Source organism: Micromonospora phytophila, from assembly GCF_023656545.1.
Taxonomy (GTDB): Bacteria; Actinomycetota; Actinomycetes; order Mycobacteriales; family Micromonosporaceae; genus Micromonospora; species Micromonospora phytophila.
In genome coordinates this window covers 1-11,669 of the sequence record NZ_JAMOKF010000167.1, presented here as the reverse complement: position 1 = coordinate 11,669, position 11,669 = coordinate 1, and the positions used below count along the sequence as shown (strand labels likewise).

Below are 11,669 nucleotides of genomic sequence, written 5' to 3'. Positions count from 1 at the left end.
CGGCGGCGAGTTCGGCGAACCGGTCCGCGTCGACGGCGTCGGTCCGCAGCACGTACCCCGGTGGTCGCGACTCGACCAGGTCCCGCGCCCCCGGCTCGGCGTCGTTGAGTGCCTTGCGCAGCTGCGAGACGCGGACCTGGAGCGCACCGGCGGCGTTGGCGGGCGGGTCGTCGCCCCACAGGTCGTCGATCAACCGGTCCGCGGAGACGACGTGGTTGCGGTTGGCGACCAGGTCGGCGAGGAGCGCGCGGACCTTGACGCCCGGCACGGTGACGGGGTCGCCGGTGTCGGTGGTGACGGCCAGCGGCCCGAGCACGCCGAAACGCATGGGCGCCACCCTACAAGCGGTAAGCGCACCGGAAGAGACCCGTAAGCACACCGGCGCACGGTGTCCCCATGACCTACGCACCCGTCAACCGCCTGTCCCTCTACTACGAGTCGCACGGCGCCGGCGCGGGCCGGCCGGTCGTGCTGATCCACGGGGCCCTCTCCGGCATCGGCACCTCCTTCGGCACGATCCTGCCGCTGCTGGCGAAGACCCGCCGCGTCATCGCGGTCGAACTCCAGGCCCACGGCCGCACCCCGGACGCGGACCGCCCGCTCACGGTCGAGCAGCTCGCCGCGGACGTCGTGGCCCTCCTGGACCATCTGGGCATTCCGACCGCGGACGTGTTCGGCTGGAGCATGGGCGCGGCGGTGGCCCTGCGTCTCGGCACCGACCACGCGCCGCGGATCGGCCGACTCGTGCTGGCCTCGGTGAGCTTCCATGACGGGGGCATGCACCCGGGCCTGCTCGACGGCATCCAGGACCTGCGGCCCGAGCACCTGCACGGCTCCGAGTTCCACGAGGAGTACCTGCGCACCGCGGTCGACCCGGGCGGCTGGCCGGCCCTGGTGGAGAAGGTGAAACGCCTCGACGGTGACCTGCCGCAGTGGCCGGCGTCGGCGATCCGGGCCCTCGCGGCCCCGGTCATGATCGTGCTCGCCGACTCCGACATCATCCGGCCGGAGCATGCCGTGGAGATGTTCCGGCTGCTCGGCGGCGGGGTGGCCGGCGACCTGACCGGGCTGCCGGCGTGCCGGCTGGCGATCCTGCCCGGCACGACCCACACGACGGTCCCGCACCGGGCGGAGTGGCTGGTCCCCATGGTCGACGAGTTCCTCGACGCCTGACGGTCCCGGCCCGCCCCCGGGTAAGTCCTCAGGGCGCGATGCGCAACCGGCGGATGTGGCGGTCGTCGTACTCGATGAAACGGTGCTTGAGGCCGGCGAACGGGCTGCCGGGGAAGTCACCGCTGATGGTGACGGTCACCACGGTGCCCTCCGCAGTCTGCTGGACGTCGGTGATCTCGTAGGAGACCGCCGGCGTCGCCTCGCGCCAGGCGCGGATCGCCTCGATGCCCCGATGCTCCCTCTCCTCGTCCTCGACGACGGCGTCGGCGGCGAAGAGGGCGAGGTACGCCTCCGGGTCCGACCCGACCGCCAGCTCGAAGTAGCGGCGGATGATCTCCGGTGTGCTGGTCACGACGCCCTCCCGTGGAGCAGCTGACGAGTCCGCCCGTCGGGGCGCGCCGCGCGAGCGCCCGCCGTCGGCGCGCCTCGGCGTGGTCGGCGAGTGGTGGACCCTGCTGATCCTGCACGACGAGTCCGACGGCTACCCCGGTATCGGGAGAACGCCACCGATCGTCGCCAGCGTGCCGACGAGCGGCGAAGGTCAGGGCTTGCGGGCGACGGCGCAGTGGACCCCGGCCTCGGCGGCCGTGGGCCGGGGGCCCGACTCCTGCTCCGCGCGCCACTCGGCGACCGAGACGATCCCGGGTTCGACGATCTCCAGCCCGTCGAAGAAGCGGCGGACCTCATCCCGCGTCCGGAACGCCATCACCCCGTGCGGACCGAACGACTGGCTGCTCCGCGCCTGGCGGGCCTGCTCTGGCGGGAGGTAGTCCGACGTGACGTGCGACATCGCCACGTAGCTGCCCGAGGGCAGGGCCTCGACCAGCCGGCGGACCACCCCGTAGGGGTCCTCGTCGTCGCGGACGAAGTGCATTACGGCCACCAGCATCAGGCCGACCGGGCGGGCCAGGTCGATGGTGTTCAGCAGGTCCGGGTGGGACAGGATCTTCTCCGGTTCCCGCAGATCGGCGTCGAGGTAGGCCGTCGCACCCTCGGCGGCGCTGTTGAGCAGTGCCCGGGCGTGGGCCAGCACGATCGGGTCGTTGTCGACGTACACCACCCGCACGGCCGGATCGATGCCCTGGGCCACCTCGTGGGTGTTGTCCGCGCTCGGGATTCCCGTGCCGATGTCCAGGAACTGGTCGATGCCGGCGTCGCGGACCAGGTGGGAGACGACCCGCTTGAGGAACCGCCGATTCTCCAGGGCACCGGTACGCACCGACGGGAAGGCCGCCGCGATGGCGTCGCCCGACTCCCGGTCGGCCTGGAAGTTGTCCTTGCCCCCCAGCCAGTAGTTGTACCGACGGGCGGGATGCGGCACCGACGTGTCGATCCGGTCCGCGCCACCCGGCACGGTGCGCTCCACAACCATCACAGACCTCCACGGGGGACGGGCTTTGGTCCACTGTAGTCGATCACTGGCGGGCCGGAACCCGTCGGTGGTCACCAGACCTGCAACTTCCACAGCGAGTAGCCCCAGTTGGCCCCCGTTGCGTGCCGTCGATCCGCAGGTGCCGGCCCGTCGCCCCGGAGAGCGTCAGCTCGTCGACCCCGCCGTCACCGGTGGTCGTCGACCACACCGTCGTCCACGACGCGCCGTCGGTCGAGGTCTCGACCCGGTAGGCGCGGGCGTAGGCCACCTTCCAGCGCAGCCGCACGCGGGTCAGCGCTCGCACCACGCCGAGGTCGACGCTGGTCCACTGCGGGTCGGCGTACGCGCTGCCCCACCGCGTCGCCGGGTCGCCGTCCACGGCATGCGCCCCCACCAGCACGTTGCCCGGGCGGTCACGGTGGCGAGAAGTCGGCGCATCGGCGCGGTCCTTTCCACGATGGGAAGTGGGTGCGCGCCGCCGCACCTCGATGCGGTGAAGTGTTTCGATGTCCGGGTCCGCTGTCAACCCGGGGCCGGCGGCCGACCCGAACGGCGAGCGGCCGAGATCACCGGTTCGGGCCCGTCGCCCACCGGGCGGCGGTTACGGTGAGCAGAGGCGATGCCGTACCGGTGGGCAGCCGCCTCGTGACGGTGCCCGCACCGGAGGCACGTCGCCGACCCCGCCCACCCGCAGGCACGGGGTCGCACGGCAACCGGTTCCGGACGTTGTGAATCCGATGCCGGCCGGCTACTTCCGATGAAGGGAACCCACCATGGCCACCGCCTCCCCGCGCGCCAGCGCCCCCACGGTCGTCCTGGTCCACGGCGCCTTCGCGGACAGTTCCGGGTGGAACGGTGTGATCGAGCGTCTGATGGCCGCCGGCATCACGGCGAAGGCGGTGCCGAACCCGCTGCGCGGGCTCACCGAGGACGTCGCCTACGTCACCAGTGCTCTGCAGCAGACCGAGGGGCCGGTGCTCGCCGTGGGCCACTCCTACGGCGGCGCGGTGATCACCAACGCCGCCTCCCAGGTCGACAACGTCGTCGGCCTCGTCTACGTCGCCGCCTTCGCCCCCGACGAGGGCGAGACCCTGATGGGCATCGAGAGCGACTCCAAGGACAGCGTCCTCACCACGGCGCTGCTCCAGGTGCGGTACCCGACCGCCCAGGGCACCGAGACCGAGTTCCTCATCGACCCGGCGAAGTTCCACGACGCCTTCGCCGCCGACGTGTCGAAGCAGGACGCCGCCGTCATGGCCGCCACCCAGCGTCCCGTCTCCGCGCTGGCCTTCGCCACACCGACCACGAACCCGGCGTGGAAGAAGCTTCCCTCCTGGGCCGCCGTCGCTGCGAGCGACAAGGCCGCCGGCAGCGACGTCCTCCGGTCGATGGCCCAGCGCGCCGGCGCGACGATCACCGAGATCGAGGGCTCCCACGTGATCATGGTCAGCCAACCGCAGGCCGTCACCGACGTGATCATGCAGGCCGTCGAGGGCGTCTCCCGCTGAGGCCCGGACGCCGGCGGGTGAGGGCGTCCACGCCGGACGCTCCGCTCCTATCCTGTGCCGATGAACCTGGAGTTCACCGGCGAGATGTGGTTCTGGAAGGGCCCCGCGCCGTGGCACTTCGTCACCGTCCCGGAGCAGGAGTGCGCTGAGCTGGCGGCGGCGTCGGCGGTGGTGACCTACGGCTGGGGCATGATCCCGGTCGCGGCGCGGATCGGCGAGACCGGGTGGCAGACGTCGCTGTTCCCGAAGGACGGGCGGTACCTCGTGCCGGTCAAGGCGTGGGTACGCAAGGCCGAGGGACTCGACGTGGGCGACGTGGTGACGGTCCGCCTGACCGTCGACGTCTGACCCTCGCTCCGAGTCGACGAGTTCGCCGCAGGCGGCGCCCCCGCGCTCGGCCCGCGACGCCACCACCTCGCCGTACGGCGGCCGGACGCCCGGGCCGACCCCCAGTTCCTCGTTCCCACCTCGCGCGGTAGCCGTCGGCTGTCCGCGTCGCTCCAGCTGCACACGCTCCGCATGTCGCTGGTAGAGCCCCGCCGCAACCGACTCCGTGACGTGCCCCGGAGCGCTGCGCGGAAAGTCCAGAAAGCGGACAAGTGCTGGCGAACTTTTGCACGAAGCGGCAGAAGTACTGCCTCATCCATTGAAAGATGTGGACTCGATCATCGAAGCCCCTTAATGTTTCGTTCCGATCGTTCCGATGTTTCAGGCGCGTCAATCGTCGGCGTCGATGACCCCACCTGAGATCCGGACGGACGGCTGTCGCGCAACCCGAACCGCCCGCGGCCAGCCGTCACACACTCCTACCCCCCTCAGGAGGAACGATGGACACACGGCTGCTGCGCCGATTCCGCAGTCTTGTCCCGGTGTCACTGGCACTCATCCTCACCGCGGGCTTCTGGGCCACCCCGGCTGCCGCCGCCCCCGCCCAGGAACCCGGCGTCACGCTGCGCGTCTTCGACCTGCAGGTGCCGCTCAACGAGCTCTGCACCCTGAAGTCGGGGCAGACGCCGAACATCGACAAGCTGATGCCGACCGTCAACTGGACGTCGACCACGGACTTCGGGTTCGACAACTACTTCCTGGCGCAGGTGCTCGGCAACATCAATATCACCCAGGCCGGCAGCTACACCTTCCGGCTGACCAGCGACGACGGCTCCAAGCTGTCGATCGACAACTCGGTGGTCGTCAACCACGACGGCCTGCACGGCCCGACGCCCAAGGAGGGCACGGTCAGCCTGACCGCGGGCGCCCACGCGCTGCGGATCGACCACTTCGAGCGCGAGGGCGGTCAACAGCTGACCCTGGAGTGGAAGACCCCCGGCTCGTCGTCCTTCGCCGTCGTGCCCAACTCGGCACTGAGCACCGACGCCGGCGTGGTACGGGTGACCGCCCCGGGCAAGAAGGAGTGCGAGGGAGTCAGCGACTCCCCCGGTGACGGGCTGCCGCTCACCGGCGTGCACCCAAGCTACACGCTGACCAACCTGCGGCCGAGCGGCTTCCAGCCGAAGGTGACCGGCATGGACTGGCTCGCCGACGGACGCCTGGTGATCTCCACCTGGGGCGGCAGCGACCAGTCCGGCTCCTCTCAGGACGGTGAGGTCCACATCCTCGCCAACACCGCCGGCGCGACCGGGCCGGGCAGCGTGACCACGAAGAAGATCGCCGACGGACTCAAGGAGCCGATGGGGCTCAAGGTCGTCGACGGCGTGGTCTACGTGTCGGAGAAGCAGCGGCTGGCCCGCCTCGTCGACACCAACAGCGACGAGGTCGCCGACCAGCTCCAGACCGTCGCCACCTGGCCCTACGGCGGCAACTTCCACGAGTTCGCCTTCGGCCTGCTCTACGACAGCGGGTACTTCTACGTGAACCTGTCGGTGTCCATCAACTACGGCGGCAACACCACCGACCCGCAGCCGGCGCCCAACCGCGGCACCACGATCAAGGTGAACAAGGACACCGGCGCGGTCTCCTACGTCGCCGGCGGCCTGCGCACCCCGCACGGCATCGGGTGGGGGCCGGAGAAGGGCATCTTCGTCACCGACAACCAGGGTGGCTGGCTGCCGGCGTCCAAGCTGCTGCACATCAAGCAGGACCGGTTCTTCAACCACTACATGAACCCGGCCGGCCCGTTCGACGGCAAGCCGGTGACCCCGCCGGTGCTCTGGATGCCGCAGAACGAGATCGCCAACTCCCCCAGCGCGCCCGTGCTCGTGCCCTCCGGCACCTACGCGGGGCAACTGCTCATCGGTGACGTCACGTACGGCGGCATCCAGCGGGCCTTCCTGGAGAAGGTCAACGGGGAGTACCAGGGCGCCCTGTTCCGGCTCACCCAGGGCCTGGAAGCGGGCATCTCCGAGGTTCACCTCGGTCCCGACGGCGCGATCTACGTCGGTGGCCTCGGCGCCGGCGGCAACTGGGGACAGTCCGGCAAGCTGTCGTACGGGTTGCAGAAGCTGACCCCGAACAGCACCAGCACCTTCGACATCAAGGCCATGCGGGCCACCGCCGCAGGCTTCGAGCTGGAGTACACCCAGCCGCTGTCGGCGGACACCGCGGCGGACCTCGCCGCGCGCTACAAGGTCAAGCAGTGGCGCTACCAGCCCACCTCCGGCTACGGCGGTCCCAAGCTGGACGAGGAGACGCTCTCGGTCAGCTCGGCGACCGTGTCGGCGGACAAGAAGACGGTCACCATGGCCATCCCCGGCCGCAAGGCGGGTCACGTCGTCCATGTCCGCTCGCCGCGCCCGTTCAGCTCCGAGAGCGGCCAGTCGCTGTGGAGCACCGAGGCCTGGTACACCCTCAACGCCATCCCCGGCAGCACTCCGCCGCCGACCGGCGGCACCAACCTGGCGCTCAACAAAACGGCCACCGCCGACAGTTCCTGCGCTGCCACCGAGGGCCCGGCCAAGGCCGTCAACGGAAGCGTCTCCGGCGGCAACGCCGACAAGTGGTGCTCGACCGGAACCAACAAGTACCTCCAGGTCGACCTCGGCGCCAGCCAGAACGTGAACAAGTTCGTCGTCAAGCACGCCGGCGGCGGCGGCGAGAACACCGCCTGGAACACGAAGGACTTCACCATCCAGACCAGCGCGGACGGCACGAACTGGACCACCAGGACGACCGTCACGGGCAACACCGCGAGTACCACGACGCACGACATCACCGCGGTCGCGGCCCGCCACGTCCGCCTGAACATCACCGCGCCGACCAGCACCACCGACCCGGCCGCCCGCATCTACGAGTTCGAGGTGTACGGCGGCGCGGCGGGCACGATCACCGGTATCGGCGGCAAGTGCCTGGACGTCGCCAACTCCGGCACCGCGGACGGCACGAAGATCCAGCTCTGGACCTGCAACGGCACCAACGCCCAGAAATGGAGCCGGGTCGGCAACAGCTTCCAGGCCCTGGGCAAGTGCCTCGACGTCGACAACGGCGGCACCACCAACGGCACCAAGGTGCAGTTGTGGACGTGCAACGGCAGCGGCGCCCAGGCGTGGCAGCCGCAGTCCAACGGGTCGATTTTGAACCCGCAGTCGGGCAAGGTCCTCGACGCCGCGGGCGCCAGCACCGCCGACGGCACCCAGATCCACATCTGGGAGTACGTCGGCGGCGCGAACCAGCACTGGGTGGTCAACGGCGGTGGCACCGGCAGCAACCGGATCCAGCTCTTCGACGGCGACGATCTGGCCGCCTGGCAGACCACGAGCGGCGGTGCCGCGACGTGGCCGATGGCCAACGGCTCCATGGAAGCGCTGGGCGGTGACATCCGTACCAAGCAGAGCTTCGGCGACTTCACGCTCCACGTGGAGTGGTACGAGCCGAACTACCCGGCGGAGGTGACCGGTCAGGCGCGCGGCAACAGCGGCGTGTACCTGCAGGACCGCTACGAGATCCAGGTGCTCGACTCGTTCGGCGACACCACGCTGGACAACAGCGAGGCGGGTGCCATCTACAGCAAGAAGGCGGCCGACAGCAACGCGGCGACCGCGCCGGAGACGTGGCAGACCTACGACATCACGTTCCGGGCGGCCCGCTTCGACGGCGCCGGCAACAAGACCGAGAACGCCCGGGTGACCATGCTGTGGAACGGCACCGTGGTGCACAACGACGTCGCGATCAACGGCCCGACCGGCGGTGGGGCGGCGGAGAGTGCGGCCAACGGTCCGATCCGGCTCCAGGACCACGGCGATCCCGGCGCCAACGTCCGGTACCGCAACATCTGGATCGAACCACTGAACTAGATACCGCGCAGGGACGGCCCCCCTCATCCGTCCCTGCGCACCTGCGGCCCCCGGCACCTCGCCGGGGGCCGCAGGCGCGTCCGCACGTCCGGGACGCGGGTCGCGCCGACCAACCGACGTCAAGCCGTTCGTCTGACGGACCCCTCGCCGGGGGCGTTATCAGCGGCCCAGGTAGGCCCCGCCGTTGACGTGGATGACCTGCCCGGTGAGGTGTCCGGCGGCCTGGGAGGCGAGAAAGAGCACGGTCGCTGCGACATCGTCGGTGGTGCCTGCCCGTCCGTTGCGGGTGGCGGCGACCCGCTGCCTGATTCCCTCATCGGTCATCCGGCCGCGGAAGAATTCGGTGGCGACGATCAGACCGGGAGCCACGACGTTGGCGGTGATGCCGCGGGGACCCAGTTGGCTGGCCAACGATGCGGTCCACGCCTCGACCGCGGCCTTGGCCGCACCGTAGGATCCGGCTCCCTGCCTGGCGGCGATGGAGCCGATGGTCACCACTCGGGCGTTGTCGGTGAACCGGGAGGCCAGTGCCGCGGTGACCAGCACGGCGGACATCAGATTGGCGTCAAGGTTCGCCCGCCAGCGCTCGGCGACGGCGGCCAGATCGTCGTCGGCGGCTTCCGACCGGTCGAAGTTCGTGTTTCCGCCCGCGTTGTTGACCAGCACGTCGACACGTGTGGGCAGGAGGGGCAGCGCGGCGGCGACCGAGGTCGGGTCGGCGGCGTCGAAGGCCACCGCAGTGGCCCCGATCCGTTCGGCGGCATCCGTGAGGAGCGACTCTCGTCGACCCGTGATGACCACCCGGTCGCCTGCCTCGGCGAAGGCCTGCGCCACGGCATGCCCGATCCCCGTCGCGCCCCCGGTGACGACAACAGTCCGCACGGCAATCTCCTTTAGGCCTAAAGTGGTATCCGGGGGCCGACGGTAGCACGAGGAGATAGACATGGACGATGACGTCGACCGCATCCAGCAGGCCTGGGCGCGGGAGCGTCCCGGCACGCCGGTGGAGTCCATCGGCGTCATCACCCGGGTCTGGCGAATCGGCAAGATCCTCAATGACGAGCGACGCCGGACGCTGACTCGACTCGGTGTCGACGCCGCGACCCTCGACCTGCTCAGCACCCTGCGGCGAGCCGGGCGGCCCTACCAGTTGCCCGCTGGTGAGCTGGCCTCGTTGTCGTTGGTCAGCGCCGGCGCGATCTCCCAGCGTGTGGCCCGCGCCGAGCAGGACGGCCTGGTGCGCCGGGACAAGGCCGGCCCGGACGGCCGCAGCGTCCTGGTCACCCTGACCGACGCGGGAAACCGGCTACTGGACCGGACCGTCGATGACCTCCTACGCCACGAGCAGACCCTGCTCGACGCACTCACCGGCACCCAGCGCGACCAGCTCACCGACCTGCTCCGCGTACTCCTCGCCAGCCTGTCCACCCGCTCGGAGTCGACCGGCCGGTCGCCGTGAGCATGCTCAACCGCCGCCGGAGCCGGTCCGGCAGGCGGGCGGAGCGTCCGCTCATGTCGCGCTGAGCATGCTGACCTGATCCTCAGACTGCCACCCGCCGGGAGACGTTGACCCGGTCAGGATCGTGACCGCCGGTAGCCGCCGGGATGTCTCGGCGTACGTTTCCCGGTGCCCGCTGTTCAGTGCCAGGCCATGTTGATGGGCGCGCTCGAAGTTGACGTAGCCGGCGCGGGTGAAGGCGTCTGCCATGGGGGCGTTGCCCAGGTCCCGCCCGCTACTACGCACGGCCGGACATCGCCTACGTGCCCATCCGGGACGCCGCGCCAGCCCGATGGGGATTCATCTGGCGTACCGGCAACGAAACCGAGCTCATCCGAGCGTTCGCCCGTACCGCGCAGCAGCTCAACTCCGTCGACCGCCTGCCCGCGCGGCCTTCCGGAAGCCCAGGGGCGGCGACGGCCAGCGCGGCCAGTCTCGACGAGTAGGAGATTCACCCCGGTCGCGACAGCGCGGCCGTCGACACGTTCAGAATGCCGGCGGCCAGCCCGTGGGCTGCGAGCTGCCCGCCGGCCATCCGGACAGCGCCCGGTGTCGTCACCCCCACATGGCATTGCAGTCGCATTGCAACGCGGGTACGGTGGGATGCAATTCAGACGTATTGCGAAAGGGGTCGCCATGCAGGTGATCGCGTTGTCCGAGGCGACCCTGGTCGAGCAGGTCGGCGGCAAGGCGGCCGGGCTGGGTGAGCTGATCCGGCAGGGCGAACGGGTGCCGCAGGGGTTCTGCGTCACCACCGAGGCCCACCGCAGCGGGGTCGTCCCGCGGGCGGAGATCGTCGAAGCCTACGAGCGGCTCGGCGCCGGTCCGGTCGCGGTGCGCTCCAGCGCCACCGCCGAGGACCTGCCGGACGCGAGTTTCGCCGGGCAGCAGGACACCGTTCTCGACGTCACCGGGGCGGACGAGCTGATCGCGGCGATCGAGAAGTGCTGGGACTCGCTGCACAGCGCCCGCGCGGTCGCCTACCGCGACGCCCACGCCATCGAGGGGGACGGGGTGCGGATGGCCGTCGTCGTGCAGCGGATGGTCGACCCGCAGGTGGCGGGGGTGCTGTTCACCGCGAACCCGGTGACCGGCTGCCGCACCGAGATGATGATCGACGCCGCCCCGGGCCTCGGGACGGCCGTGGTCGACGGCGCCGCCGTCGTGGACCACTACGTCCTCGACGGGTCGGCTCAGCAGGGCGCGGGCTGTCTGACGCCGGCGCAGCTGGCAGAGCTGCGCCGCGTGGGCGAGCGGCTCCAGGACCACTTCGGTTGCCCGCAGGACGTGGAGTGGGCGGTCGACCGGGACGGCACGCTGTGGTTGCTGCAGTCACGTCCGATCACCACACTCTTCCCCCTCCCGCCGGACACCGGTAAGCCCCTCCCCCGCGTCTACCTGGAGTTCGGCCACGTGCAGGGCATGCTGCGGCCGGTCACGCCGATGGGCATGTCCACGCTGAAGGCCCAGGTGGCGGCGATGCTGGCGTCGTTCGGCATCAGGGTCGACATCGTCGACATCGGGGGCCGCCTCTACGGCGACCTGACCGACCTGGCGCGCACCAGGTCCAGCCGGAAGCGCCTGGTCAAGCTGATGGCGGTCGACTTCGGCCCGCGCGCGCAGGCGGTAATGCAGCACGTCCTGGCTGATCCGCGGTTCGCCCCGGTGGACGGCAGGCCCGGGCGTGGGGCCGCGACCCCGGGTTCGTCGGCGCGGACGGCCGCCCGCGCGGCGAGGGGGATCGTGCGCGCGCTGGCCCGCCCGGACGCGGCCCGGGTCCGGATGTTCGACGCCATCGAGCGGCTGAAGCTGCGGTCGGCCGCGCCGGACGGGCCGCTGACCGCCGCCGAGCGGCTGCGCTTCGTGCAGGG

The 11,669-nt window shown here is 70.7% G+C and carries 11 protein-coding genes; 6 read left to right on the top strand and 5 right to left on the bottom strand.

From position 1 onward, the window contains the following. On the bottom strand, positions 1-328 hold a 328-nt coding region (locus NCC78_RS19250), incomplete at its 3' end, for an AfsR/SARP family transcriptional regulator (protein ID WP_250796061.1). 68 nt (positions 329-396) lie between these two features. On the opposite strand from NCC78_RS19250, the gene NCC78_RS19245 reads away from it, so the two are divergent. Then, positions 397-1,173, top strand: coding sequence for an alpha/beta fold hydrolase (locus NCC78_RS19245; protein WP_250796060.1), 777 nt, complete (start codon positions 397-399; stop codon positions 1,171-1,173). A gap of 28 nt (positions 1,174-1,201) precedes the next feature. On the opposite strand, the gene NCC78_RS19240 is transcribed toward NCC78_RS19245, so the two are convergent. From NCC78_RS19240 to NCC78_RS19230, 3 genes are all read right to left on the bottom strand, one after another. Beyond that, positions 1,202-1,525: a nuclear transport factor 2 family protein gene (locus NCC78_RS19240; protein ID WP_250796059.1), complete on the bottom strand. Its 324-nt coding sequence runs from the start codon at positions 1,523-1,525 to the stop codon at positions 1,202-1,204. A 189-nt stretch (positions 1,526-1,714) separates the two neighbouring features. Continuing rightward, on the bottom strand, positions 1,715-2,545 hold the full coding sequence (locus tag NCC78_RS19235; RefSeq protein WP_250796058.1) for an SAM-dependent methyltransferase: 831 nt from the start codon (positions 2,543-2,545) through the stop codon (positions 1,715-1,717). 43 nt (positions 2,546-2,588) lie between these two features. After that, positions 2,589-2,939 carry a discoidin domain-containing protein gene (locus NCC78_RS19230; RefSeq protein ID WP_250796057.1) on the bottom strand — a complete coding sequence of 117 codons (351 nt, stop codon included), beginning with the start codon at positions 2,937-2,939 and terminating at the stop codon, positions 2,589-2,591. A gap of 379 nt (positions 2,940-3,318) precedes the next feature. Here NCC78_RS19230 and NCC78_RS19225 point away from each other — a divergent pair, with 379 nt between their 5' ends. The 3 genes from NCC78_RS19225 to NCC78_RS19215 all read left to right on the top strand — a co-directional run bounded on the left by NCC78_RS19225 (position 3,319) and on the right by NCC78_RS19215 (position 8,300). After that, on the top strand, positions 3,319-4,053 hold the full coding sequence (locus NCC78_RS19225; protein ID WP_250796056.1) for an alpha/beta fold hydrolase: 735 nt from the start codon (positions 3,319-3,321) through the stop codon (positions 4,051-4,053). Positions 4,054-4,113: 60 nt separating this feature from the next. Beyond that, a complete protein-coding gene (locus NCC78_RS19220) occupies positions 4,114-4,401 on the top strand; it encodes a DUF1905 domain-containing protein (RefSeq protein ID WP_250796055.1) in 288 nt (95 codons plus the stop codon). A gap of 521 nt (positions 4,402-4,922) precedes the next feature. Beyond that, on the top strand, positions 4,923-8,300 hold the full coding sequence (locus NCC78_RS19215) for a 3-keto-alpha-glucoside-1,2-lyase-like domain-containing protein (protein ID WP_443677203.1): 3,378 nt from the start codon (positions 4,923-4,925) through the stop codon (positions 8,298-8,300). 159 nt (positions 8,301-8,459) lie between these two features. On the opposite strand, the gene NCC78_RS19210 is transcribed toward NCC78_RS19215, so the two are convergent. After that, positions 8,460-9,266: an SDR family NAD(P)-dependent oxidoreductase gene (locus NCC78_RS19210; protein ID WP_372495159.1), complete on the bottom strand. Its 807-nt coding sequence runs from the start codon at positions 9,264-9,266 to the stop codon at positions 8,460-8,462. Between NCC78_RS19210 and NCC78_RS19205 the strand changes: the two genes are divergently transcribed. Both NCC78_RS19205 and NCC78_RS19200 read left to right on the top strand, forming a co-directional pair. Next, complete coding sequence (locus tag NCC78_RS19205) at positions 9,244-9,759, top strand: MarR family winged helix-turn-helix transcriptional regulator (protein WP_250796051.1); 516 nt, start codon at positions 9,244-9,246, stop codon at positions 9,757-9,759. The genes NCC78_RS19210 and NCC78_RS19205 overlap by 23 nt on opposite strands. A gap of 675 nt (positions 9,760-10,434) precedes the next feature. Beyond that, positions 10,435-11,669: PEP/pyruvate-binding domain-containing protein (locus NCC78_RS19200; protein WP_284706325.1), on the top strand; the 1,235-nt coding region annotated here is incomplete at its 3' end.